The sequence below is a fragment of the Saccharomonospora sp. CUA-673 genome, assembly GCF_001942305.1.
GTDB lineage: Bacteria > Actinomycetota > Actinomycetes > Mycobacteriales > Pseudonocardiaceae > Prauserella.
This window is the reverse complement of sequence record NZ_MKKE01000077.1, coordinates 51,980-77,256: the sequence shown is the minus strand read 5'-3', so window position 1 is coordinate 77,256 and position 25,277 is coordinate 51,980. Positions and strand designations below refer to the sequence as shown.

Here is a 25,277-nt window from a genome sequence, read left to right as displayed (position 1 = left end):
GTCAGGTCGTCGTTCGGTGGGCCTGCTTGACGTCGTCGAGGGACTGGATCAGCTCGACGCACAGGGCGCTGAGCCGGGAGATGGCCACCGACAGCGACCCGATGACGTTGGACGTCTCCATGGCCACCTGGGCGATCCGCTGGATGATGGAGCGGACCGCGTTCGGCGCGAGCACGACCGTCGCGGCCTGGATCGCCGCGCTCACCAGCGTGCCGGCCAGATCGGCCAGCAGGTCCCGGACGAAGTTGCGCACGGCGGCGACGACCTGCGCCATCTGCATCGACGCGCTCTCCAGCGCCGACGACGCCTCGACGGCCGCGCGGATCTCCGTGACGGCCTGACCGAGCTTCTCGGCGTAGGCGGTTTTGCCGACACCGCCCCAGGTCCCGGTCTCGTTGATGAACGCGGTCACGCATTCGCCCTGGTCGGTCGCGAGGGACTCGCCGACGTTGGCCCACGTCTGCCCGTACGCCTCTACCATGCTCGGCTCGCCGGTCAGCTGGTGCAGCACCATGCGCAGCGGTTCGACGTGTTCGAGCATCCACCCGAGCAGCTGGCTCGCGACGGCGGCGATGGGGTCCGAGATCGCGCCGGCGATGTCCACGCCGAGTCCGACCGCGCTGGTGACGGCGGAGGCCCAGTCGCCGTCCTGGATCTGCCCGGCCATGTCCAGCACACCCTGGGCCATCGTGCCCTTGGCGAGGTTGTAGGCCGCATCGCCTGCGGTGTCGCCGGTCATGTTGTCGAACTGGCCGGTCGCGGCCGCAAGGCCGAGGCCCGCGGGGCCACCGAGCGCCAGTCCGGCGACACCGACGGCGTTGGCCGGGTTGTCGAGCACGTCGTACTCGTTGCGCGCGTCGGTGCCGTCGTCGACGAGCGGGTTGTCCGACGACGGGTCGTCGCCGATCAGCGGTGAGGACATCGGTTCATACCTCCCGGACGTCGCCCTGGCCCGGCTCGGTCACCGGAGGCGGAAGGGGCGTGGGCATGGGCGCGGGCGGCGGCACGTCGCCGCCCCGCGGCGGGGTGGGTGTCGGCATCGGCACCGGCTCCCCACCACCCGGCGGGGGCATGGGCGTCGGCATGGGTGTCGGGGTCGGCACCGCCCCGTCGTCACCGGGCGGCATGGGTGTCGGACGGGTGCCGGGTGGGAGCGGCGGGGTCGGGTTCGGCATGGGAACGCAGCCGCCGCCGTTCGGGCCGTCGAAGTTGCCGGACCGGCCCAGCTCCTCGGCCAGCCGCTTGAGTCTCGCGCTGGTTGCGCGCTCCTGCTCGTCGTACGCGTCGGCGGCCTTGGTCAGGTTGTCCGACAGCTGCTGCAAGTCCTTCTGCGCGTCGGCGATCATCTGCGCGCAGCGCTGCTGCGGACCCATCAGGATCATGGGCAGGCCCATCTGCTGGCAGATGATGCCGTAGGCGTCGCCCAGATCGGCCACGTGCGAGGCCGCTTCCGCCGCCGTGCCCACCGACTCGGCCTTCCCACCGATCGTGCCCGCATGCGTGCGCAGCTGATCGGTGTCGACGGTGAACTCCTCGTCACCCTTCGGTGCCATCTGCTCCCCTTCCCGAGCGGCCGACCCGACCGGTCACCGCAGGATCGATCCGCCGAAGCCGTCGTCGTCATCGTCGGTGCCGTCGGTGCTGTCGGTGCTGTCGCCGCTGCGCCCACTCTCGTCGCGGGCCGGTCGGGAACTCGGACGCGAGTCCGTGTCCTGCGGTTCCGTGCCGTACTCGGCAGTCTCGTCCTCGAGCGCGCCGATGTCGTGGGTCGCCTCGTCGGCGACCCGCCGAACGCGGGTTCGGGGTCGGGGAACTGGTCGCGGTAGCCGGCGACGACGTCGTTGCCGGGGCCGTCGTCGCCGACCGTCTCGGTGGTCAGCGTGGCGACCCGGTCCCGCAGTTCGGCCTGCGCCTGGCGCATCGTCGACATCAGCACGGCCGACAACGCCTGCGGATCGGCCCCGCGTCCGCGGTCGGTGATCGTCAGTTCCGTCGGCACGCCCTTCGCGTCGACGGTCACGCGCACGGCACCGTCCGATGACGTGCGGGTCACGGATGTCGCGTCGAGCCGGCTCTGCAGTTCGCCGTAGCGCGCGGCCTTCTGTTCGAGACCCTGCGCCCACGTCTTCAGATTGTCGGCGAGCTTCGTGGGATCCGGCATCGAATCGGGCGCGGTCATCGGTTCTCTCCCCTGTCTCCGCTGGTGGCGCTCTCCCCTGATCGTGCTCCACCCAAAGAAAGCACCATCGGACGCTAACAGCTTCCCCACGCATTCGGGTGCACAACGTCACAGTCCGTTCGCCGCCGTTACGGCTTACCGTAAGAACTGCGTTACGAAGTCGCGGGATCGCCGGCCCACCGACGGGCAAGGAGTGAGCGAATGCCACGGGTCCGTGAGCTGAGCCCATATGTCGAATTACAGCGTGATCAGTGGCGGGAGCTTCGGCGCTCCACGCCGCTGCCGTTGACGGCTGAGGAACTGATCGGGCTCAGAGGTCTCGGCGAGCAGATCGACCTCACGGAGGTCGCGGAGGTCTACCTCCCCCTGTCGCGGCTCATCAACCTCCAGGTCGCCGCGCGGCAACGCCTCTACGAGGCCTCCACGACGTTCCTCGGCGAGGACACCCGCGGCACGAAGGTCCCGTTCGTCATCGGCATCGCGGGCAGCGTCGCGGTCGGAAAGTCGACCACCGCGCGCATCCTGCGGACCCTGCTGGCGCGCTGGCCCGACCACCCGCGGGTCGACCTGGTGACCACCGACGGCTTCCTGTACCCGCGTGCCGAGCTGGTGCGACGCGGCATCATGCACCGCAAGGGCTTCCCGGAGAGCTACGACCGCCGCGCGCTGCTGCGGTTCGTCACCGAGGTCAAGTCGGGCGCCGACGAGGTGCACGCTCCCGTGTACTCCCACCTTGCCTACGACATCGTGCCCGGGCAGGAGCAGAAGGTGCAGCGCCCGGACATCCTCATCGTCGAGGGTCTGAACGTGCTGCAGCCGGGGCCGAGCCTGACGGTGTCGGACCTGTTCGACTTCTCGATCTACGTCGACGCGCACACCGGCGACATCGAACGCTGGTACATCGAGCGGTTCCTCGAACTGCGGCACACGGCGTTCGCCGATCCGAACTCGCACTTCCACCACTTCGCCGGACTGTCCGACGAGGACGCCCGGTTCGAGGCGCAGCACCTGTGGAAGACGATCAACGAGCCGAACCTGGTCGACAACATCCGTCCCACGCGCCCGCGCGCGACGCTCGTGTTGCGCAAGGACAGCGACCACGCGATCAACCGGGTGCGGCTGCGCAAGCTCTGACGGCCGGGCTTCCGGTTCGGCTGTCGTTCGGCTCTCGTGGCGGCGACGCATACGTGGCCGGTCGCCGGCAAGCTCTGAGTTGTTCGGGTCACGGCGGATCACCCACATGCCGCTCGGCCGTTGCATCGACCGCGGAGCGCGAGAATTCCCGTACTTTCGGCGGATGATCGGGCGATGACATTAGCCGGTCGGCCGATGGCCGTGTCCCGCGCGGCGGGCGATTCTTAGGGGCGTACTCACCGCCAACGAGGGGGAAGGACGGCCATCGTGCTCTCGGACATCGTTACCTGGGTCGGCGCCGTGCTCGGCATGATCGTGCTGCTCGCCATGGCATGCGGGGCGTTCGCACTGGACGTCGACGAGTCGCGGCGCGCGCAGAAGCCGGCCCCCTGAGGACGTCGGTTCAGACCTCGGGAGTGCTGCGGCGGGAGGTCTTCGGCAACGCGATCCGCGCCTTGCGGATCTCGTCCATGAGGCGGGTCTTGCGGCCGTGGGCGGCGACGATGTCGGCGAGGTGGGCCGTGAACTCGTCGCGGGTGCCGGCGTCGCGGTGGAGGGTCCGCAGCCGGCGCAGCGCGACGGCGGCCCTGGCGTAGTTCGCGGCGGGATTCCTGGCATCCCTGCGTTCGATGAGCTCGTCGACGTGCTTGCGGTAGATCTCGGCCGCGACGTGCGCAGATCCGGCGGGTAGCTGTTTCGTCAGGGTCCAGGCGTCGTCGTCGTGACCCGCGGCGAGCAGTTCGGCGATCCGCGACGGGTCGGTGCCGCGGGCGCGCGCGGCGTGGGCGATGGCCTCGGCGTGCCGGCCGGCCGCGCGCAGCGCACGGACGATCTTGAGACTGATGTCGACGTCGGGCAGGAGTTTCGTCCACGCGGCGATGAGCCGGTCGACGTCGCCGGTGAGCTCGGCGACCTCCTCGGCGAGCCGTTGGGCGATCGCCTGTTCGCCGGTGGTGGCCGATTCCGGTGTGGACAGCGCGAGCTTGGCGTCCACTGTGGAGCGTATGTGCTCGAGTCCGGTGTCGCCGAGCGGCCGGGCGAAACCGGACAGCGGAACGGTGACGGGCGGGTCGTCGAACGACACGGTCAGCACCCAGTCGGCCAGTTCCACCGGGTCGGGCGGATGCGCGGCGCAGGCCCGCGCGTACAGGGCGATGGCCCGGTCGAGCAGCCCCTGATCGACGTCGGCGGTGTCGTCGGTGAGCCGGTCGACGGCCAGCCGGGCGAGGCGCGCGACGTCGGCCTGGGTGCCGGAGTCGAGCAGCCGGTTCAGGGTGTCGAGTACCGCCTCCACCTGCGCAGGGTCACCGGCTCGACGCATCGGATCATGGTGTCATGACGCGGGTTTCGGCGGTAGCGCGCGGTGCGGGTACGCCGCTACGGCGCACCGGACGTACGTCGGCTGCCGCGACGTGCGCGCGGGCGAGCGGCGTGCCTGCGGGGCCGCGGCCAACGTCGCGGCGTCCGCGAGCAGGTACAACGTCGACCGGGCGCGGCTGGTCGCCGACGCGAACGCGCGGGTGCGGGCGTGCCAGTCGTCGGCGGCCAGATCGACCAGGACCACGTCGAACTCGTCGCCGTGCATCGTGCGCGCGGTGCCGACGGCCAGGTCGAGCCGGTCGCCCGCGGCGGCGAGCCACGTGGCCGCCGACGTCCGATGTGGAGCGATCACCGCCGCGCCGAGGGGCAGCGACGCGACGACCTCGCCGTGGCGCACCGCCTCGCCCTCCGTGTCCAGGACGATCACCCCGTGCGCTCCGTCGGAGCCGGACGCGCGGTCCAGGCCGACGCGGCGGCGTCGGCGGTGAGCACGTAGCAGCCTGCGTGGTCCACGGCGTCGGCCTCGGTGCGGATGCCGCAGTGGGTGAACGCGGTGGCCCCGCACCAGCGGCGGACGGCCGGGTCGTCACGCAGGCCGGGCCCGATCCACGGTTGCGGCGATCCGGTGTCGCCCGCGATGACGGCGGTGTGCCTGGCCAGCGCGACGGCGGCGAGCGTTTCGGACAGCGGCCTGCTGCCCGCGTCGTCGACGAGCACGACGTCGAAGGTCTCGCCCACCGGCAGCCGGTCGGTGCGGACGATGCGTTCGTGGGGCAGGTCGTGCGGCCGGGCGCGTTCGCCGAGCCACCAGAGGCGTTCCTGCAGCTGGCCGCGGCGGGCGGCGTGTTCGCCGGCCACGCGGGCGAGCTCGTCGTGTTCGGCCTGCAGTTCGGGCAGGCCGCGTTCGACGCAGTCGGCGTACAGGCGCACGTCGGCGTCCGTGGGTGTGTTCGCCCGCAGTGCGGCGATCTTCGCGTGCAGCGCCTCGACGTGGGTGTAGGCCTCGGACTCGGCGCGGGCGGCCTCGTCGAGCCAGTGGTGCGCATCGGACAGTGTGGTGTCCAATGCGGACGCACGTTCGGCGGTGATGGCCGTGGCCGCCGCCTCCTCGACGCGCCCGCGGAGGGTGTCGCGTTCGCGTTCCATGCGGTACAGCGAGGCGCGGTCGCGCGCGCGGCCGCGGTAGCGACGCCGGTCCACGGTCAGGTGCAACCGGGCGAGTTGGGCGTCCAGGTCGGCGAGCTGCGCGGACAGGGCGCGGTGTTCGGCCAGGCCGCGGCGGCCGTCCTCGGCGTGTTCCCAGACGGTGCGGGCGCGGCGCAGTTCCTGGCGGGCGGCGGCGAGTTCGGCCGCCGCGGCGTCGTGGACGTGTTGCGCCTCGACGAGTGTCGTCTCGAGGCTGCCGATCCGGTGGTTCTCGTCGATGCGGCGCGCGGCGGCGGCGAACGCCTCGGGGTCGAAGTCGGCCAGCTGCACGCGCAGGTCGGCGATGCGCCGCTCGGCTGCGGAGATGTCGACGAGTTGTTGTTGGACGGACGCCCTGGCCGGATCCGTTGCCACGGTGAGGGTGCGGTCGGTGCGGCTCAGCAGGAGCACGCGATGTCCGGCGTCGGCGAGGTCGACGGCGGCGCGGGCCAGCAGCGTGGTCTTGCCGGTGCCGGGGCCGCCCTGGATGAGCCGGACGCCGGGCAGGAAGCAGGCGCGCCGGGGGTCGCCGTGGGCGCGGTCGGGCTTGCCGGCGGCGAGCCGGTCGGCGAGCGGTGCGTGGTCGAGGCCCTCGAGGACGGCCGGTCGCGGGTCGGTCGTGTCGGCCAGACGTGCCCACGCGCGGTCGCATTCGGCGGGCAGCGGTCCGGGGTCGTCGAGCCGCAGCACGCCGCGGCGCAGCTGTCCGCCCGCGGGCACGGCGGCGCCGCCGCGGGGCCCGTCGGGGCCGGCGAGGCGGAGGTCGAGCATCGCCGGCGGCTGCTGTCCGCGCAGGTCGACGGCGAGACCGTCGTCGGCGACACGGAGCGGTCCGAGCTCGTGCCACGTCGGGTGTTGCGGGTCGGTGTGCGGTTGTCCGTGGGGGTGCCGTCCTCCCCCGGTGTGGGCGATCTCCGTGGCGACCGCCGAGGCAGCATCGCGCCGCCAATGGGCCATCTCTTCCCCCTTCGGACGTCTCGTCATCCAACCGCTGCCGGCGCCGCGCCGGGGAGAATGTCCTACGAGGGTGTGGATTCGCCGTGTCGCGTGTCCCCGATCGTGGCGAGCGGTAACGCCCGCGCCCTGCGCAGCGATGCCCGCCGCCCGAGTACGCCGGCCGAAACCGTCACGTATCGGACATGACCGGTTGCGCACCGTTGCCGGGACCGCTACCGTTCGCCCGCTTTGCTCACACGGTGATGGGGGGACGGTCATGGCAACGACCGATGTGGACGGACGACTGCGGCGGACGGCACCGCTGGCGGCGCTGGTGGCGGGGGTGTTCCTGCTGAGCGCGTGCGGCGGAGGCGACGCCGCGTCGGAAGAAACGTCCAAGCGGCTGCCCGAGGGCAACGACGCGTGCGAGCTGCTGGAGCAGGGAGCCGCGGCCACCGCGCTGGGCGTGTCCGACGTCGAGGTCACGCCGAGCGGCTTCCAGTGCGACTTCCGCGCGGTCGACGGCTTCGCCGGCGCCAACGTCATCCGTGGTCAGGCGATGGACGCCATGGCCACCGGCGAGGAGGTCGACCTCGAGGGAACGCCGGGCACCCGGCTGGAAGGCGCGGGCGAATCGTCGTGCGGCGTCGGCGTCACGCTCGACCCGGACGACGAGGCGCAACAGTTCGCGGTCATCGCCAACAGCGACACCAGCGACGACGCGAAGGACCCCTGCACGCTCAGCGACGACGTCGCCCAAGCCGTCCTGAACGGCCTCCCGGAGTGACCGATGCCTGACTGGTTCTGGTACGTCGTCTCGCCGCTGGTCATCGGTGGCTACTTCTACTTCCAGTGGACGCAGAAGCGGAAGACGAAGAACAGGTACGAGAAGCTCGCGAAGAAGCGCGGGTGGCAGTACGACGCGTCGGACTCGTCGCTGGCCAGGAAGTACCGCGGGGAGCCCTTCGACTGGGGCCGGTGGGACAAAGCTCAGCACGTGTTCCGGGGTCCCTGGAGGAAACGGCAGATCGAAGTCTTCGAGTACAGCGCGGCCATCAAGGAGAACGACCGTGCCGGCGACGAGGTCACCCGACGTCGGCAGTTCCAGGTCGTCTCCCTGAAGATCCCCGGCGATTTCCCGGAGGTCCACGTCGAGCAACGAGGCGTGGTCGGGAAGATCTCGCAGAAGCTGGGCGGAGGGGGCCTGCAGACCGGTGACGAACGGTTCGACGCCAAGTACGCCGTCACCACGAGCCATCCCGAGTTCGCATCGGCCATCCTGACCGACGACATGCGCTCGTGGCTGCTGTCGACCAACCAGCTCGAGAACAACCCGATCCGCCTGGTCGGCGACGCGATCCTCACGTGGCGTCCCGGGCCGCTGGAGCTCGGCGACATCGAACCCCGCCTCCAGTTGCTGAGCACGTTCCTCGATCACGCCGCGCCCGGCGGTCGGTGAGGTCGGGCACGGGTCTCGCCGAGGCGGCCGGGCGGCCGTAATCTCGGGACATGGCCATCGAGGTGCTGCTCGTCGACGACCACGAGGTCGTGCGGCGCGGGTTGCGCGACCTGCTCGGCGACGAGCCCGACATCACGGTCGTCGCGGAGGCGGGCAGCGCCGACGAGGCACTCGCCGTGGCGCTGCACGTCGAGCCCGACGTCGCCGTCGTCGACATGCGGCTCGGCGGTTCGGAGAGCGACGGTGTCGAACTGTGCCGCAACCTGCGCGCACTCGCCAGCCCGCCGCAATGTCTCGTGCTCACCGCGTTCGAACACGAGGAGGCCATGGTGGCCGCCATCCGTGCCGGCGCCTCCGGCTACCTGCTCAAACAGGTCCGCGGCCAGGACGTCGTCCACGCCGTGCGCGAGGTCGGCGCCGGCCGCTCGCTGCTCGACCCCGTCACCACTGCCCGCCTCCTCGACACCATGCGCGGCGACAACACCGCCGAGGACGACCGCTTCGCCGCACTGTCCGAACGCGAACGCAGCGTCCTCGAACTCATCGGCCAGGGCCTGTCCAACCGCGAGATCGCCCAGCAACTGTTCCTCGCCGAGAAGACCGTCAAGAACTACGTGACCTCCCTGCTCGGCAAACTCGGCATGCAACGCCGCACCCAGGCCGCCGCCTGGGTAGCCCGCCACACCCCCGAATAACGCCGTGTCAGCACCCCGCGCGGGCGTGTCAGCACTTGGCGTCGCCGTGTCAGCAACTCACGCGGGCGTGTCAGCATCCTGCGTCGCCGTGTTGGCACTTGGCGTCGCCGTGTTGGCACCTCACGTCAGTCGACCGCCGTCGAGCAGGGTGCGTTCCTCGTCGAGGGTGAGCCCGGCCTTGCGGGTCCGGTCCATGCCGCGGGCGCGTTCGTCGGCGAGCGCGGTCAACGCGACGTCGGTCAGCGAACGGCCCGCCAGGCCCGCGGCCGCGGCGGGTTCCGGGTCGTGCGCAGCCAATCCGGTGTAGCCGGTCGGCAGCCACAACGGCAGCGACGCCGGCCCACCCCACGGCTGGACGCCGGCCCCGGTCAACGCTTCCTCCGACATCGGGACGAGCTCGAGGTCGCCGGCGCCGACCGTGGCGGCCATCGCCGACAGCACGTCGCCGAGCCGCAGCACCGGGCCGACCGCGTCGAACACGCCCGCCGTGCGCGTTTCGGCGGCCGTGACCAGCCACGCGGCGAGGTCGCGGACGTCGACGTGCTGGATCGGCTGGTCCGGCGCGTCGGGAATCACGGTTCGCCCCCCGCGGGCGAACCGCGCCGCCCAGTACCCGAACCGGTCCATGACGTCGCCGGGGCCGCTGATGATTCCGGGCCGCACGATCAACGCCCGGCCGTCGCCGACGCGGTCCCGCACGGCCTGCTCACTGGCGACCTTCGTGCCGCCGTACGTCTCGATGGTCAACTCCTCGGGCGCGAGGTGGCGCGGATCGTCGACCGCGGGCACGAGTGGCGCGTCGACGCCCTGGCCGGGTGTCGCCACGTCGGCGTAGACGTTGACGCTCGAGACGAACGTCCAGTGTGGAGCGTCGGGACCCTCGCCGGCCAGCACGTCGAGTACGGCGCGGACCCAACCGAGCGCGCCGGTCGCGACGTCGACGACCGCGTCGAACCGCTCGCCCACCAGCACCGCGACCGCCCCGGGTTCGTCCCGGTCGACGGGGATCAGCCGTGCGCGGTCGGGCACCGCACCGGACCGGCCGCGGGCCGCGCACACGACGTCGTGGCCACGCCCGACGGCCTCCACCGCCACCCGGCCCGACAACCCCGTCGTGCCACCGAGAACGAGTAGTCGCATGTCCACACGGTGCTCGCCCCGCGCTCCCCCGCGCCACCGATATCGCACCGGGCGAACGCGAACCCCCACACAGCGACGCAGAACGCTGACACGGCGACGTTCGCCTAGAGGGGGATTTCCAGGGCGACCATGGTGCCCATGCTCGGGGAGGAGTTGACGTCGAACCGGCCGCCGGCGGCGCCGGCGCGTTCGGCGAGGTGGCGCAGGCCGCGGCGGGCGACGTCGGCGGGCACGCCGCAGCCGTTGTCGCGTACGCGCAGCCGGATCTCGCGGTCGTCGCGTTCGAGGGTCACGCGCACCTCGCTGGCACCGGAATGCCGCACCACATTGGACAGTGCCTCGCGCAGGGCGGCGCGGATGTGGTCGCCGCGTTCGCCCGGGATGCCGGCCAGCTCGCCGGACAGTTCCAACGTCGGCGGATAGCCGAGCAGCTCCCCGGCGATGCGCACCTCGGAGCGGGCCGATTCGGCCAGGTCGCCGTCATCGGGCGTCTCGGGGACGGGTTCGGGCGAGCGCAGGTCGCGGACGGTACCGCGGATCTCCTCGATGGTCTGGTCGAGCTGTTCGATGGCCTCGCCGAGCCGGTCGCGTTCGGTGCGCGCGAACCGTCGGTGCAGCCTGCGGTGCACCCGGTCGAGCTGCATGCCCGCCGCGTACAGCCGTTGCACGACGACGTCGTGCAGTTCGCGGGCGATGCGTTCGCGTTCCTGGTAGAGCGTGAGCCGGTGGCGCGCGTCGGCGCCGTCGGCGAGTGCGAGCACGACGCCCGCCTGGCCGGCGAACGCGGTGAGCAGCTCGCCGGTGCCGGTGTCGAAAATCGGCCGGTGCGGCGACCGGTACACGGTGAGCACGCCGAGGCGGGTGCCGACGGTGCCGAACGGTGCCGCCGCGAACGGCCCGTACCCGGCGAGTTCGGTGGGCACGTACTGGGAGGTGCGCGGGTCGCTGGTGACGTCGTCGGCGAACACCGGTTCCGCGCCGCCGGCGACCCGGCCCGCGGCCGATTCGGGCGGCAGGACGAGTCCGACGAGACCGGAGGTGTCCGCGCCGTCGCCGTAGGCGGCCTCGACGGTGACGCTGCCGTCCTCGTCGCGCACCATGAGCAGGCCGAGGTCGGCGTCGGCGATCTCCACGGCGTGCCGCACGACCAGGGGAAGCACCGCGTCGGGGTCGTCCCCGGACAGCACGGTCCTGGTGATCTCGGTGGCGGCGGACAGGGCGCGCGCGGCGACGGTCGGTTCCATTACGAGTTCGACGGTACGACGCCTCCTCCCGCGCGGTCGCGCAGACGTGTCCCGGGTCGCGTGTGCACCCACCCGTTCGTGACCTCGACGACCAGGTCGGCACCGGCGACCTCCTCGGGCCGGTGGGTGACGTGGACGATCGTGCTGCCGTCGAGGGCGGCGCGCAGGTCGGCGAGGACGCGGTCGGCGGTCGGTTCGTCGAGGTGCGCGGTGGGTTCGTCGAGCAGGACGAGGTCGGCGCCGGGCGCGGCGAGCAGTGCCCTGGCGAGCGCAACCCGCTGTGCCTGCCCGCCGGACAGTCCGGCGCCCGCGGAGTCGAGCATCGTGTCCAGGTCGGCCTCGACGTGGGCGGTGCGCAGCGCGGCGGCGAGTTCGTCGGCGCCGGCGTGCGGGTCGGCGAGTTTCAGGTTCTCGGCGACGGTCGTCGACACGAGCTGCGGGTCCTGCGGCGCCCACGCCACGCGCGCGGGCACGTCGGCCTCGCCGCGCACCGGGCGCAGGAAGCCGAGCAGCACGGCCAGCAGGGTCGACTTTCCGGAACCGGACGGTCCGACGACGGCGACGTACGTACCGGGCGCGATGTCGAGGTCCACGTCGCGCAGCACGGGACGTCCGGTGGCCGGCCACGCGATGTCCGCACCCCGCAGGGAGATGTGACCCTGACGCGTGGTCGGTTTTTCGACCGCGGGCGTTTCCGCTGGTAGAGCGGCCGGCGGAGCCCCTTCCGTGGCTTCCGTGGCGGCTCGGGTCTCGGCTTCGGCGAGGCGGGTGCGGGCACCGCGGAGGGTGTCCCAGTGCTGCGCGACGGGCGGCAGCAGGGCGAGGACCTCGGCGAGCGCGAGCGGCACGAGCGCGACGACGGGGGCCAGGACGGGGTTGAGCGTTCCCGCGGCGACGGCCGTCCCGGCGAGCCACGCGCCCGCGACGGCGGCCACGCCGGTGGTGGCGACGATGACGGCGTCGGCGGCGCCCTCGCCCCACGCCTGCCTGCGCGCGGTCGCGGCGAGGTGGGAGTCGAGGGTGGCGACGTCGCGCCGCCTGCGGCGGTGGGCGCCGAGGGCGATGAGTTCGGCGGCGGTGTCGAACAGGGCCAGGACGCGTTCGTCCAGTCGGCGGCGACCGTCGGCGATGGCGGAGGTGGCGCGGCGTTCCACGGCGAGCGCGGCCGCGGGCGCGGCGACGGCGCGATCAGCACGGCGACGGCGAGGACGGCTCCCGCGGCGGGCAGGACGAGCGCGACCGCGATGCAGGCGGCGAGCGACGCGGCGGCGACCACGAGCGGCGGGGTGAGCACGCGGGGCAGCAGGTCGCGGACGGTGTCGACGTCGCCGACGAGCCTTCGGTGCTGCTCGCCGTGTCGGAGGGCGGCGGCCGGTCCGCGGGCGACGAGCGCCCGCCACAACCTGCCGCGCAGGGTGGCGGCGATGCGGAACGCGGCGTCGTGGGTGACGAGCCGTTCGACGTAGTTGAGGGCCGCCCTGGCCAGGCCGAACGTGCGGACGCCGACGACGGCGACGCCGAGCATGAGGATCGGCGGCTGTTGGGACGCGCGGGCGATCAGCCAGCCCGACGTCGCGGTCAGCGCGACGCCCGCCACGAGCGATCCCGCGCCGAGCGCGACCCCGCCGAGGAACCGGCGGCCACACAGGCTGCGCAGGGCGAGCGGACCGGTGGGTGCTGGGTCGGCGTTGTCCGCGCTGTCGGCCGGGTCGCCGGTGTCGTCGCCCGCATCCGCGGTGTCCTCGGCGCCGTCCGCGTCGAGGGCGGTGCGTTCGTGCGCGGCGATGATCACGGTGCAGCCGGCGCGGGCGGCCTCGTCGACGAGGTCGTGGACGCGGCGGGCGTTGGCGGCGTCGAGGTGCGCGGTGGGTTCGTCGAGCAGCAGCAGCCACGCGCCCGCGCGGACGCGCGCGAGGGCGCGGGCGACGGCGAGGCGTTGACGTTGGCCGACCGACAGCGTCGCGACGGGCCGGTCGGCCAGGGCGGCGAGGCCGAGGCGCTCGAGCAGGTCGTCGACGTCACCCACCGTGCCGCCGCCCACGGGCGCGGCGCCCGTGTCGGTGCGCGGCGCGGCGAGGTCGAGTTCGCCGCGCACGGTGCCGCCGGTGAACGTGGGCGACTGGGGCACCCAGCCGATGCACCGGCGCCAGGCGTCGGGGTCGAGGTCTGCGAGGGGGATGCCGGCGACCTCGACGTCGCCGCCGTCGGGGCGGACGAACCCGAGGAGCACGCCGAGGGTGGTGCTCTTGCCGGCGCCGCTCGGCGAACGCAGCCGCACGGTGCGGCCGGGGCGGGCGGTGAACGTCTCGCCGTCGGGGGCGGCGCGGCCGCGGCGGTGCACGCGCAGGTCGCGGACGTGGATATCGCCGCGGCGCGGCGGGAGCATGCCGTCGGTCCCGTGCGCGGGTTCGGCGAGGACGTCGGTGACGCGGCGGACGGCCTCGACGCCGTCGGTGCTCGCGTGGAAGGCGGTGCCGACGTTGCGCAGCGGCTGGAAGCATTCGGGCGCCAGCAGCAGCACGCCGAGGCCGATGGCGAGCGGGATGTCGCCGTAGACGAGGCGCACGCCGATGACGACGGCCACGAGCGCGACCGACAGCGTCGCGGCGAGTTCGAGGGCGAACGCGGAGCTGAACGCGACGCGCAGGGTGCCGAGCGTGGACCGGCGATGCCGGTCGGACACGCGCCGCACGGTGTCGGCCTGGGCCTCGGCGCGGCGGAACGCGGCGAGCACGGGCAGCGCGCGGACGAGTTCGAGCACGTGCGCCGACAGGCGGGCGACGGAGTCGCTGGACGCGGCGACCCGGTCGCGGGTGTAGGAGCCGATGAGCGCGCCGAACAGCGGCAGCAACGGCAGGGTGATGGCGATGAGCACCGCGGACGGCCAGTCGGCGACGAGCACGGCCGCGCCCGCGGCGACGGGTACGACCGCGGCGGTGACCAGGGCGGGCAGGTAACGCGTGAAGTAGGCGTCGAGGGCGTCGAGGCCGGTGGTGGTCAGGGCGGTGAGTTCGCCGGGGCCGCGGCGGCCGATCCATTCGGGGCCGAGGCGCAGGGCGTGGTCGAGGGTGCGGGCGCGGAGTTCCTCCTTGGCGCCCGCGGCGGCGCGGGCGGCGACGACGCGGATCGCCCACGTCGTCAGCGAACGGCCGACGACGGTGGCGACGAGCAGGGCGAGCCGCGGTGCGAGGTCGGCGGTGTCGGCAGCGGCTCCGGTGACGATGTCGGCGAGGACGGAGGCGAGCAGGAACGCCTGGGCGACGAGGAGTCCGGCGTTGCCGAGCGCGAGCACGCCGGAGGCGACCAACGCCCGGCGCGCCGCCGTCGACAGGGACGGCAGCGCGCCGAGCGGGCCGTGTCCCACCCGCGACCGACCCGGCGTGTCCGGTGTGGACGATGCGGCGCCGAGTTCGGTAGCGGAAGGGGTGTCGCGGGTGGGACGTCTCATGGGTTACCTAGCGCGGGGCGTGGACGGGCGGGATGTGGGAGGTGCGGATGCGTTTGCGGAACACCCAGTACGTCCAGCCCTGGTAGACGAGCACGGCGGGCGTGCCGAACGCGGCGACCCACGTCATGACGGTGAGGGTGTAGTCGCCGGACGAGGCGCCTTCGACGGTCAGCGAGTTCGCCGTGTCCAGTGTGGACGGCAGGACGTCGGGGTACAGCGCGCCGAACAGGGTGACGACGGCGCCGGTGATCACGACGCCGAGCGCGGCGAACGCCTGTCCCTCGCGGCCGACGGTGATGCGCCACCAGGCGACGAACACGGCGCCGACGGTCACGGCGAGGGTGCCGAGCGTCCAGTCCGAGCCGTGGCGCAGCTGCACGAGCGCGGCGAACGCGAGGAGCGGCAGGATCGCGAACGGGAACATGCCGATGGCCAGGCGCCGGGCGCGGTGGCGGATGTCGCCGTCGGTCTTGAGGGCGATGAACACGGCGCCGTGCAGCAGCGAGAAGCCGGTGAGGGCGAGGGCGCCGAGCGCGGTGTCCCAGCGGAACGCCTCGAACGGCGTCCCGACGCGGTTGCCGTCGGCATCGAGGGGAAGGCCGAGGATCGTCGAGGCGAGGATGAAGCCGACGCCGACCGGGGGCACGATCGAGCCGATGACGATGACCTTGTCCCACGAGCGGCGCCACCGCTCGGAGTCGATCTTGCCGCGGTACTCGAACGCGACGCCGCGGCCGATGAGGGCGAGCAGCACGAACAGCAACGGCAGGTAGGCCGCGGAGAACAGGCCCGCGTACCAGGCGGGGAAGGCGGCGAACATCGCGCCGCCGGCGACGATGATCCACACCTCGTTGCCGTCCCACACGGGACCGATGGTGTTGATCATGACGCGGCGTTCCTTGTCGTTGCGACTCAACACCGGCAGCAGCATGCCCACGCCGAAGTCGAACCCCTCGAGGAACAGATAGCCCAACCACAGGAACGCGATGATCACGAACCACACGAGGACGAGTTCCATCAGCGCACCACCCTCGGCTCGCCGGTGCGCCGGGTGGCGGCGCGCCGGGTGGCGGCGCGGTGGGTGGCAGCGGCTGTGGTGGCGGCTACCACGCCGCACCGACATGTTTCAGGTGAAACCTGTTTTCCCCAAGCAGTTGTGCACAACGACCCCAGTTGTCCACAACTTGCTGGACAACGCTGGGGAGAACCGCTCCGGCGGGTAGGCTGGAGTCGGGGTCGCCCCCCGGAGAGGGTGGGGGCGTATCCACCGGAATTCACGATCACCACGTCTCCTCGGACGGCACGTCTCCTTGTCGACACGTGCGGGGGTCGGTCGTCAGTAGGCGAACGAGAGCTTCTCGTCGTCCTCGGGGTTGTCCGGGTCATCCGGGTCATCGGGCCCGTCCCGGCCGCCGGAACCGCCGGAACCGCCGGAGCCCCCGGAACCACCAGGGCCACCGGAACCGCCGGAACCGTCCCCCGGACCGTCGGATCCGTCGCCGCCCATGCGGGCCGCGACGGATCCGGGCATCACGCTCTCGATGCCGCCGCGCACGTACTTCGCCATCAGGAAGACCTGCACCACGCCGAGCGCCGCGTACACCAACGTCAGCGACACCATCGAGAACCACACTTCGCCCTCGGTCACCCGCGACACGGCCATGGCGGTGTACATCCACATCCCGTCGACCCCACTGGGATCCGGGTTCGGCACCACCACGAACGGCTGGCGGCCCATCTCGCGGAAGATCCACCCCGCGCTGTTCGCGATGTACGGCAACGCGATGCTCGCCAACGCGATCCGCGGGAACCACCGGCTCTCCGGGATTCGCCCGCCCCGCGTCAGCCACAGCATGCCCAGGCCGACCATCGCCGACAGCGCACCGAAGCCGATCATGATCCGGAAACCCCAGTACGTCACCGGCAGACTCGGCACGTAGTCGATCGGCTGACCGGCCAACTCACCCAACGCCGGGTCGTCCGGATAGTGCGAGCCGTATGCCTCCTCGTACTGGACCACCAGGTCCCGGATGCCCTCGACCTCGGACGTGAAGTCGCCCTCCGCCAGGAACGACAGCAACGCCGGCACGTTGAACGTCCGCACGCTGTCGCAGTCCGCGTCCCACAGGTCGCCCGCGGCGATGATCGAGAAACTCGCCGGCTGCTCCGTCTCGCACAACGCCTCGGCGGCGGCCATCTTCATCGGCTGCTGCTCGAACATCAGCTTGCCCTGCAGGTCACCGGTCACCGCCAGCACCGAGAACGCGACCGCGCCGGTCACCGCACCCAGCTTCACCGACGAACGCCACACCCCGCGGTGCTCGTCCTCGGTGTTGCGCTTACGCCACAACCGCCACGACGCGATACCCACCACGAACGCCGCGGCCACCGCGAAACAGCCCGCCACCGTGTGCGGCACCGCCGCTAACGCCGTGCTGTTGGTCAACACCGCCCAGATCGAGTTCATCGTCGGCCTGCCGTCGACGAACTCCGCGCCCACCGGGTGCTGCATCCACGAGTTGGCCGCCACGATGAAGTACGCCGACGCCACCGTGGCCAGCGAGAACGCCCAGATGCACGCCAGATGGACCCGCTTCGACAGCCGGCCCCAGCCGAAGATCCACAGGCCGAGGAACACCGACTCGACGAAGAACGCGACGATGCCCTCCATCGCCAACGGCGCCCCGAACACGTCGCCCACGAACCGCGAGTACTCGCTCCAGTTCATGGCGAACTGGAACTCCTGGACGATGCCGGTCACCACGCCCATGGCGAAGTTGATCAGCAGGAGCTTGCCCCAGAACTTGGTCATCCTCAGGTAGCGCTCGTCGCCCGTGCGCACCCACGCCGTCTGCATGCCCGCGACCAGCACCGACAGGCCGATCGTCAGGGGAACCATGAGGAAGTGGTAGACGGTCGTGATCCCGAACTGCCACCGTGCGAGCTCCAGTACTTCCACCGTGCCGACCCTCCTCCGCACGGGCGGACTCCGGCAGGTCCACCGGTCCCGACTCCCGCGGGACCTAGGTCCCGTCCGCGGGGACGATCATCGCTCGTCACACGCCGATTTCGGTGCGCCGAAAAAAATGATGAGACGCACTTGCCGCGCATTTTCCCCACGACCGAACATCCGATTCGAGAATCCGATTTCCTTGATTTCCGTGAATCTCCCTTTATCGTTGAAGTGACCAAGGGGGTGAACACTCGATGTCTTCCGCACTGCCGGCGTTCCTGTCGGCGTTTGCGCTGGTCTTCCTGGCCGAACTGCCGGACAAGACCACTATTTCGACATTGGTGCTCACCACCCGTTACCGAAAGGGCGCGGTGTGGACCGGCGTGGCCGCCGCATTCGCCGTGCACACGACCGTCGCCGTCGCATTCGGCAGTGCGTTGACGCTGCTTCCGGAACAGGTCGTCTCCGTCGCCGCGGGAATCATGTTCGGCATCGGCGCCGCCCTGTTGCTGCGCGCCGGCTACAGCGTGACCTCCGACACCGGCAAGGACGCGATGCGCAGCGGCCCGGGCACGACGTCGTTCCTCAGCGGCGCGGGCGCCAGCTTCGGTTTGATCTTCGCCGCCGAATGGGGCGACGCCTCACAGCTCGTCACCGCGGGCATGGCGGCGCGCTACGGCCAGCCGATCGCCGTGGGTCTCGGCTCGTTCGCGGCCATCGCCGCCGTCACCGCGCTGGCGATCTTCGTGGGCGGCAAACTGCGCGACCGCATCCGCCCACAGCTGCTCCAACGCGCCGCCGGCTTCCTGTTCGCCGGCTTCGCGGTCTACGCCTTCGGCGCCGCAGCCCTGGCCTGACCCACCGCTACTCCGCGGCGAGGAGGCCCAGGTCGACGAGGTCGGTGATCGGCTGGTCGAACTCGTCGCAGGCGTACGAGGCGAACATGGCGCGCACGGCCTTGGCGGCGTCGTCGGACAGGGAGCGCACCTCACCGGCGAGGACCTCGGCGTCGGTCTCGGCGAGCGCGCCGCGCACGTCACCGCCGGACAGGCAGCGCGCGGAGGCCACGATCAGGTTCAGGAAGCGTGGTGCTCGACGCCGTCGTCGTCGGTGTGCCGCACGGCGCGGTGGAGGCTGTTGGTGGCCTTGAACGTCGCACCCGTCGACGCGGCGACCACCGACAGGAAGTCGGCGACCTCGTCGACAGCGGGGAAGTTCTCCGGCGAGGGCCCGCCGCAGCGGATCTTCGACCGGCTGCCGTGCTCGATCACCTTCTGCACGCCGTCGAGCCAGCCGACGCCGCGCCGCGGTTCGACGACGCGCACGACGTCCTCGGGCACGAACTCCGACACCCGCTCGAGCCACATCTCGTCGACGTCGGACGGCGCGGGCATCTCGACCATCTTCAGCGCGAGCAGCTCGCTGCGGGACTCGACGATCGAGATCGCCTTCGGCACCCCGCCCAGGCCGGTGTCGATGATCAGCGACAGCGGCAGCGGTTCGGCGGGCTTGAGCTTGATGAGTTCCGTGATCAACTCGGGCAGGCGCGACGCCTGGCACAGGAACACGCCGCGCACGCCGGCCCTGTCCCCACCGCGCCCCGCGAAGTGAGCCTTCAGCGCCTCCGGCATCGCCGCGTCGCTCGGTGGAAAGAGCGCCGAGTCGTCGATGAGCCGGGCGAACAGCGGAGGGACTCCGCGGGGGCCGGGGGGCGTGAGTTCCACTGCGCTTGACACCCCTCACACGCTAATAGCGGCCACATTCGACGTGAATATCGGGCCGACGACACCGGCCTCACCGCGCTCGTTCGGCCTCCGACCACCAGCGGGCCCGGCGCCACTTCCCTCCCGCCGGACAATAGGTTAGCCTCACCTTAGTTGGAGGTGAGTGGTGACTCGTACACGTCCCCAGACGCCGCGTCCCGCGGAACGCGCCAAGACCATCGCCACCCGCGGAGGGCCCGCGGTGCTGATGCCCGCCGTCGACCACGAACCGGCATCGGGCCTGCGCACCGAGCCGACGCTGCACCACGTGCACGCGAGTGGCCGCGCCAGCATCCTGCTGCCCGACCACGACCCCCTCGTGACCGCGACCCGCGGCGAGGGCCGGTCCGAGGCCGGCCGGAGCGGTGACGCCGACCGCGTCGACGCCGACGCCGCGAACGAGCTGGCCATCACGCTCGAGATCACCGACGAGGCGCCCGTCGACCTGCGGGAACGGGTTCGCGGACTGCTGTGGATCACCGGCTGGCTGCGCCCGCTCGACCGGCGCGCCGCGCGCACCCGCGCCGTCACGATCGCCGAACAGCAGCCCGACGAGCGCCTGCTCGACCTCGACCACGGGCTGACGATGCTCGACCTGGTGCCCGCCTCGTTCGTCCTCGCCGACTCCGAGGGCACACACTCGCTCAGCACCCAGACCTTCGGCGCCGCCACGGCCGACCCGTTCTGCAAGCAGGAGACGCACTGGTTGCGCCACCTCGAGGACGTGCACCCGGACGTCGTCGAGGCCCTGTCCCGACATCTGCCCGCGGAACTGCGCGGCGGCGAGATCCGTCCCCTCGGCGTCGACCGTTACGGCCTGCGCCTGCGCGTCGAGGGCGCCCTCGGCGACCACGACGTGCGCCTCGGTTTCGACCAGCCCGTCAGCTGCCAGCGCACGCTCGGCCTCGCGCTGCGCAAGCTCGTCGGCTGCCCCTTCCTGCACGCGGCCGCGGCGACCCGCCACCCCAGTGACACCGCGCTGACGAGCCACCGACACAGCTCCGACGACCGCAGGCACCCAGCACGCCCCGGACCCACACCACCCCGGACACGAGAACGCGCCCCGGGAGCGTTCCCGGGGCGCCGTTCGTTCTCGCGCGGCTCAGTCGCGATCAGACCTCACGTGCTCAGGCCTTGACCGGGCTGCCCTTGCCGTCGTCCTTGCCGTCCCCGCCGTTGCCGGGGTCGTCGACGACGCCCGCATCCACGAGGTTGCTCGTCACGTGAGTGGCGAGCTCCTCGCGTTGCGCCCGTCGTTGCGCCCGCAACGACGCCGTCCGCTCGGCACTGAACTCGCGCCAGATCGAGATGCACATACCGATCATCACGACGCTGAACGGCAGCGCGATCAGGATCGCGACCAGCTGCAACGTCGCCAGACTCTCGCCGTCGCCCGGCAACAGCAGCGCGACCGCCAGCGCACCTTCGGCGACACCCCAGAACACCCGGCTCCACACCGGCGGGTTCGGGTTACCACCCGAGGCCAGCATGTCGACCACGAGCGAACCGGAGTCCGACGAGGTCACGAAGAACAGGATGATCAGGATGATCGCGCCGACGATGACGACCGAACCGCCGGGCAGGCCGTCGATCAGGCCGAACAGCGACGCGTTGGTGTCGACCTCGCCGTCCACGATCAGACCGCCTTGGCCCCACAGCTCACGGTAGAGCGCGGTGCCACCGAAGATGGTGAACCACAGGATGGCGACCAACGTCGGCACGAGCAGCACACCGGCGACGAACTGGCGCACCGTGCGACCACGGGAGATCCGCGCGATGAACACACCGACGAAGGGTGCCCACGAGATCCACCAGGCCCAGTAGTACGTCGTCCAGTTGCCCTGCCACTCGGTGCCGTCGGCGCCTTCGTAGGCAGTGGTGTTGACGCTCATCTGCAGCAGGTTCTGCAGGTAGTCGCCCAGGGTGGCGACGACGTCGCGGAAGATGAACAGCGTCGGGCCGGCGATCAGCACGAAGAGCATCAACGCACCGGCGAGGCCGAGGTTGATGTTCGACAGGTACTTGATGCCCTTCTTCAGGCCCGTGACCACCGAGACGACCGCGGCCGTCGTGATCGCGCCGATCAGGATCACCAACGTCATGGCATCCGGCTCGCCGATGACGTCGATGAAGCTCAGACCCGCGGCGACCTGCATGACGCCGAGCCCCAGCGACGTCGCGACACCGAACAGGGTGCCGCAGATCGCCGCGACGTCGATGGCGTCGCCGATCCAGCCGTTGACCCTCTTGCCCAGCACGCCTTCGAGGGCCCACCGGATCGACACCGGACGCTTCTTCCGGTGGATGGCGTACGCGATGGCCACACCGACCACCACGTAGATCGCCCACGGGTGCAGACCCCAGTGCAGCACCGACTGCAAGATCGCGTCATGGGCACCCTCGACGGTGCCCCCCTCGATCCCGGTGGCCCGGTTCGGGACGCCGGCAAAGTGGTTGAGCGGCTCGGCCACACCCCAGAACACCAGGCCGATGCCCATGCCGGCCGCGAACAGCATCGCGAACCACGACGCCAGACCGAATTCCGGCCCTTCGTCGTCCGGGCCCAGTTTGATGTCACCGAAGTGGCTGACGCCGATCCAGATCGCGAAGATCACGAACACCGAGACCAGCAGCAGGTAGTACCAGCTGAAGGTGCCGATCACGGCTTCCTGGATGTCTCCGACAAACTCTCCGACCTGAGTGGGGAAGATGACGGCGACCAGGACAAAGGCAAGGACCAGGACAACCGACGGCCAGAAGACCCTCGGCGCCATGCCAAACTTGCCCGGTTTTCCGTGCTCCGACGATGCGGATGGCGCGGCCTCAGCTTCTGACGTTTCCGCCACGAGGCTCTCCTCCTTCATCGATTCTTTCAACCGCTGCACCCTAGTGGGCCGTTCGGGCGATTTTTTGGTAACCGACCGTTTTCTTGGCGGGATCGTGATGATTCAACTTTCACCCGGACGGCATGGCAACAGCCACGGGACGTTAGCGTGCGACGGTGTCATCGGGTTCACACGAACGCCTGAACCGCTGGCTGCGCAGGTGGTTTGCCCCCGCGTCGCCGGCGATTCCCGAAGCCCTGCCGGACGTCGACGAGCCGCGTCGCCGGCGGATGCTGGTCATCGAGCTCGTGATCGTGTTTACGGTCACACTCGGACTGTCCGGGGCGCGGGCCCTGCTCTCGCTCCTCGACGCACTCCTGCGCTCGGACACCCTCAGTGATCAACAAGTCGCGATCAACACCCCCCAGGCCACCGTCGAGGTAATCGACCTGCTGCGCCAACTCCTCGGCGCGGTGCAGCTCGTGGCATGGGGCGCACTCGGGCTCTACCTGCTCTGGCGCGGCGGGATGAAGCTGGCCGAGATCGGCCTCCCGCGCCGGCCGAGCCGACGCGACCTGCTGCTGTCGGTCGGCCTCACGGCCCTGATCGGCACCCCGGGACTGCTGTTCTACCTGGGCGCGTGGCAAGCCGGCCTGAACCTCGCCGTGCAGCCCTCGACCCTCGAGGACACCTGGTGGCGGCCGATCACGCTGACGCTGTCGGCGTTCGGCAACGGCTTCGCCGAAGAGGTACTCGTGGTTGGTTACTTGATCACCCGATTGAGACAGCTGGGCATCGGCGAGAATACGAGCTTGATCATCTCCGCCGTCCTGCGCGGGTCGTACCACCTCTACCAGGGCTTCGGCGGGTTCCTTGGCAACGTCGTCATGGGTCTGGTCTTCGGCCGCGTGTGGCAGCGGACGGGGCGGCTGTGGCCGCTGATCGCCGCGCACACACTGCTCGACGTCTTCGCATTCGTGGGCTATGCCGCGCTGCGCGATCACGTCTCGTGGCTGCCCTGACCCCGAGGACTTGCACGATGATCGAACATGTGTTCTAGTTGACTCAGTTCAGCCGGGACACGAGCAAGGCAGAACGAACGAGCACGACGACAGTACGACGCGGGTACGACGGTTCCGGGGAAGCTGCGCACGGAGGAGCTCCGGCGAAGGGAACTGCGCACCGGCGAGGGGAAGAAGCAGTGCACACGCAGGGGACGACACAACCGGGCGCGCCCACGGAGGGGATCGACATGGCTTGCAAGATCACGCACAGGTCGTTGCGCGACCAGCAGATCCGGTTCGCGAACAGGGACGCCGCCGAACGCTACGCCGAGATCATGGGCGGCGGCGTGGAGAACTGGGTGTTCACCACGGTGCCGTCGGTGGTCGCCGAGTACGGCTGGGGGCCGTACCCGGAACGCGCACCGCACGTGCTCCAGCACGGCAGCACCGCCCACGTGACCGGCCGGCGACGCAAGGTCGTCCTGGCCGGCTGAGCGAGTCGGCTGAGGAGTCGGACGGGGTCGGCTGAGATCGGCTGGGCCTCGAAACGGTCGGCAGGGTGCCGACGGGTCATTACGCTCACGGTCGTGACCAACACTGCGAACACGATCACCGACCCGGCGGCGGCCACGATCACGCCGGGCGTGGACAGCGAGGTCGGCCCGCTGCGGTCGGTCCTGCTGCACCGGCCGGGCGGCGAGCTCACGAGGCTCACCCCGCGCAACAACGACCAGCTGCTCTTCGACTCGATCCCCTGGGTGGGGCGGGCGCAGGAGGAGCACGACGCCTTCGCCGAGGTGCTCACCGGGCGCGGCGTCGAGGTGCTCCTGCTGGCCGACGTGCTCGGCGAGGCGCTGGCCGACCCGCGGGCGCACGCGGCCGGGGTGCACGCCGCGGTCGACGAACGCCGACTCGGCACCGAGCTCGCGGACGCGCTGCGTTCGCACCTGTCCGGGCTCGGCGCCGGCGCGCTGCGCGAGACGTTGATGTCCGGCATGACGTTCGAGGAGCTGCCCGCATCCGAGGGCGCCTCGCTCGTGCGCAAGATGCACCACGCGCACGACTTCGTCGTCGACCCGCTGCCGAACCTGCTGTTCACGCGCGACTCGTCGGCGTGGATCGGCGACCGGGTGGCGATCTCGTCGCTGGCCATGCCGGCGCGGCGCCGCGAGACGGAACTGCTGGACCTCGCCTACGCCTACCACCCGCGCTTCCGCGCGGCCTCCCGCGCGTACGGGGCGCACTCCGCGCCGGTCGAGGGCGGCGACGTGCTGCTGCTCGCCCCGGGCGTGCTGGCGATCGGCGTCGGCGAGCGCACCACCGCGGCCGGTGCCGAGTCGCTGGCCAGGTCCGTGTTCGCCGACGGCCTCGCCCACACGGTGCTCGCCGTCCCGATCGCGCAGACGCGCGCGACGATGCACCTCGACACGGTGTGCACGATGGTCGGACCGGACGCCGTGGTGATGTACCCGCTGGCCCGCGACTCGCTCGTCGCCTACACGATGCGCGCCGGCGACCCGACCCCCGGAAGTCCGGGCGACCTGCAGGTCACCGGGCCCGTCCCGTTCCTCGACGCGGCGGCCGAGGCGATGGGTATCGAGCGGCTGCACGTCATCGACACGGGCCTCGACCCCGTCACGGCCGAACGCGAGCAGTGGGACGACGGCAACAACACGCTCGCGCTCGCCCCGGGCGTGGTCGTCGGCTACGAGCGCAACGTCGAGACGAACGCCCGCCTCGAGGAGGCCGGCATCGAGGTGCTCGCGATCACCGGATCGGAGCTCGGTTCCGGCCGCGGTGGTCCGCGCTGCATGTCCTGCCCGATCGCGCGAGACCCGCTGCGACGACGGAGTGATTCGGACACACAGGGCCACAACTCGGTCATCGGTCACCTGAATAGGCGACGAACGATCCGGCGAGACATAATTAAGCCTCACCTAAGTGATTCCCCGGAGCTTAGGTGAGGCTTAATTTATTAAGCACAACCTTGGC

General features: G+C 71.2%; 20 protein-coding genes and 3 pseudogenes. 10 read left to right on the top strand and 13 right to left on the bottom strand.

Annotated elements, in window-relative coordinates:
• Position 1 precedes the first annotated feature (1 nt).
• From BJF85_RS24015 to BJF85_RS30775, 3 genes are read right to left on the bottom strand one after another with little or no spacing between them, the layout of a single operon-like run.
• The gene (locus BJF85_RS24015) at positions 2 to 922 is read right to left on the bottom strand and encodes a hypothetical protein (RefSeq protein ID WP_075850216.1); all 921 of its coding nucleotides are present in this window, start codon (positions 920 to 922) and stop codon (positions 2 to 4) included.
• Between the two features lie 4 nt (positions 923 to 926).
• Positions 927 to 1,487 (bottom strand): type VII secretion target, encoded by a 561-nt coding sequence (locus BJF85_RS24010; RefSeq protein WP_255375909.1) that lies wholly within the window; start codon positions 1,485 to 1,487, stop codon positions 927 to 929.
• Positions 1,379 to 2,179, bottom strand: coding sequence for a YbaB/EbfC family nucleoid-associated protein (locus BJF85_RS30775; protein ID WP_075850214.1), 801 nt, complete (start codon positions 2,177 to 2,179; stop codon positions 1,379 to 1,381). Before BJF85_RS30775 ends, BJF85_RS24010 begins: the two co-directional genes overlap by 109 nt.
• A 201-nt stretch (positions 2,180 to 2,380) precedes the next feature.
• Here BJF85_RS30775 and coaA point away from each other — a divergent pair, with 201 nt between their 5' ends.
• Positions 2,381 to 3,313, top strand: coding sequence for a type I pantothenate kinase (gene coaA / locus BJF85_RS24000; protein ID WP_075850213.1), 933 nt, complete (start codon positions 2,381 to 2,383; stop codon positions 3,311 to 3,313).
• Between the two features lie 267 nt (positions 3,314 to 3,580).
• On the top strand, positions 3,581 to 3,706 hold the full coding sequence (locus tag BJF85_RS30770) for a hypothetical protein (protein ID WP_255375897.1): 126 nt from the start codon (positions 3,581 to 3,583) through the stop codon (positions 3,704 to 3,706).
• 10 nt (positions 3,707 to 3,716) lie between these two features.
• Here BJF85_RS30770 and BJF85_RS23995 read toward each other — a convergent pair whose 3' ends face one another.
• Genes BJF85_RS23995 through BJF85_RS23985 form a run of 3 tightly spaced genes read right to left on the bottom strand, consistent with a single transcriptional unit; the run spans position 3,717 to position 6,775 of the window.
• On the bottom strand, positions 3,717 to 4,634 hold the full coding sequence (locus tag BJF85_RS23995) for a hypothetical protein (protein ID WP_075850212.1): 918 nt from the start codon (positions 4,632 to 4,634) through the stop codon (positions 3,717 to 3,719).
• 12 nt (positions 4,635 to 4,646) lie between these two features.
• Positions 4,647 to 5,060, bottom strand: coding sequence for a hypothetical protein (locus tag BJF85_RS23990; RefSeq protein ID WP_075850211.1), 414 nt, complete (start codon positions 5,058 to 5,060; stop codon positions 4,647 to 4,649).
• On the bottom strand, positions 5,057 to 6,775 hold the full coding sequence (locus BJF85_RS23985) for a hypothetical protein (RefSeq protein ID WP_075850210.1): 1,719 nt from the start codon (positions 6,773 to 6,775) through the stop codon (positions 5,057 to 5,059). The genes BJF85_RS23990 and BJF85_RS23985 overlap by 4 nt, the downstream gene beginning before the upstream one ends.
• 256 nt (positions 6,776 to 7,031) lie before the next feature.
• On the opposite strand from BJF85_RS23985, the gene BJF85_RS23980 reads away from it, so the two are divergent.
• Genes BJF85_RS23980 through BJF85_RS23970 form a run of 3 tightly spaced genes read left to right on the top strand, consistent with a single transcriptional unit; the run spans position 7,032 to position 8,908 of the window.
• A complete protein-coding gene (locus BJF85_RS23980; RefSeq protein WP_139320832.1) occupies positions 7,032 to 7,541 on the top strand; it encodes a hypothetical protein in 510 nt (169 codons plus the stop codon).
• A gap of 3 nt (positions 7,542 to 7,544) precedes the next feature.
• On the top strand, positions 7,545 to 8,213 hold the full coding sequence (locus BJF85_RS23975) for a hypothetical protein (protein ID WP_075850208.1): 669 nt from the start codon (positions 7,545 to 7,547) through the stop codon (positions 8,211 to 8,213).
• Between the two features lie 50 nt (positions 8,214 to 8,263).
• Positions 8,264 to 8,908 (top strand): response regulator transcription factor, encoded by a 645-nt coding sequence (locus BJF85_RS23970; protein ID WP_075850207.1) that lies wholly within the window; start codon positions 8,264 to 8,266, stop codon positions 8,906 to 8,908.
• Positions 8,909 to 9,028: 120 nt separating this feature from the next.
• On the opposite strand, the gene BJF85_RS23965 is transcribed toward BJF85_RS23970, so the two are convergent.
• From BJF85_RS23965 to BJF85_RS23945, 5 genes and pseudogenes are all read right to left on the bottom strand, one after another.
• Positions 9,029 to 10,048 carry an NAD-dependent epimerase/dehydratase family protein gene (locus BJF85_RS23965; protein WP_075850295.1) on the bottom strand — a complete coding sequence of 340 codons (1,020 nt, stop codon included), beginning with the start codon at positions 10,046 to 10,048 and terminating at the stop codon, positions 9,029 to 9,031.
• Positions 10,049 to 10,152: 104 nt separating this feature from the next.
• Positions 10,153 to 11,292 (bottom strand): GAF domain-containing sensor histidine kinase, encoded by a 1,140-nt coding sequence (locus tag BJF85_RS23960; protein ID WP_075850206.1) that lies wholly within the window; start codon positions 11,290 to 11,292, stop codon positions 10,153 to 10,155.
• Positions 11,292 to 14,740: pseudogene (cydD, locus tag BJF85_RS23955) on the bottom strand (thiol reductant ABC exporter subunit CydD). The gene BJF85_RS23960 and the pseudogene cydD overlap by 1 nt, the downstream one beginning before the upstream one ends.
• 7 nt (positions 14,741 to 14,747) lie before the next feature.
• The gene (gene cydB, locus BJF85_RS23950; protein ID WP_075850205.1) at positions 14,748 to 15,758 is read right to left on the bottom strand and encodes a cytochrome d ubiquinol oxidase subunit II; all 1,011 of its coding nucleotides are present in this window, start codon (positions 15,756 to 15,758) and stop codon (positions 14,748 to 14,750) included.
• Positions 15,759 to 16,076: 318 nt separating this feature from the next.
• Positions 16,077 to 17,699 (bottom strand): cytochrome ubiquinol oxidase subunit I, encoded by a 1,623-nt coding sequence (locus BJF85_RS23945; protein ID WP_075850204.1) that lies wholly within the window; start codon positions 17,697 to 17,699, stop codon positions 16,077 to 16,079.
• A gap of 248 nt (positions 17,700 to 17,947) precedes the next feature.
• On the opposite strand from BJF85_RS23945, the gene BJF85_RS23940 reads away from it, so the two are divergent.
• A complete protein-coding gene (locus tag BJF85_RS23940; protein WP_075850203.1) occupies positions 17,948 to 18,550 on the top strand; it encodes a TMEM165/GDT1 family protein in 603 nt (200 codons plus the stop codon).
• 7 nt (positions 18,551 to 18,557) lie between these two features.
• Here BJF85_RS23940 and BJF85_RS23935 read toward each other — a convergent pair.
• Positions 18,558 to 19,417 (bottom strand): annotated as a pseudogene (locus BJF85_RS23935) (hypothetical protein).
• Positions 19,418 to 19,664: 247 nt separating this feature from the next.
• On the opposite strand from BJF85_RS23935, the pseudogene BJF85_RS23930 reads away from it, so the two are divergent.
• A pseudogene (locus tag BJF85_RS23930) lies at positions 19,665 to 20,396 on the top strand (DUF2470 domain-containing protein); the annotation flags it as partial.
• A 187-nt stretch (positions 20,397 to 20,583) separates the two neighbouring features.
• On the opposite strand, the gene BJF85_RS23925 reads toward BJF85_RS23930, so the two are convergent.
• A complete protein-coding gene (locus BJF85_RS23925; protein ID WP_369822287.1) occupies positions 20,584 to 22,302 on the bottom strand; it encodes a BCCT family transporter in 1,719 nt (572 codons plus the stop codon).
• A gap of 269 nt (positions 22,303 to 22,571) precedes the next feature.
• Between BJF85_RS23925 and BJF85_RS23920 the strand changes: the two genes are divergently transcribed.
• The 3 genes from BJF85_RS23920 (at position 22,572) to BJF85_RS23910 (ending at position 25,249) form a co-directional block, all read left to right on the top strand.
• Positions 22,572 to 23,303, top strand: coding sequence for a CPBP family intramembrane glutamic endopeptidase (locus BJF85_RS23920; protein WP_139320840.1), 732 nt, complete (start codon positions 22,572 to 22,574; stop codon positions 23,301 to 23,303).
• Positions 23,304 to 23,533: 230 nt separating this feature from the next.
• Complete coding sequence (locus tag BJF85_RS23915) at positions 23,534 to 23,779, top strand: hypothetical protein (protein WP_075850200.1); 246 nt, start codon at positions 23,534 to 23,536, stop codon at positions 23,777 to 23,779.
• A gap of 150 nt (positions 23,780 to 23,929) precedes the next feature.
• Entirely contained in the window at positions 23,930 to 25,249 is a 1,320-nt protein-coding gene (locus BJF85_RS23910) for an arginine deiminase (RefSeq protein ID WP_083666679.1), read from the top strand.
• Positions 25,250 to 25,277: the final 28 nt, after the last annotated feature.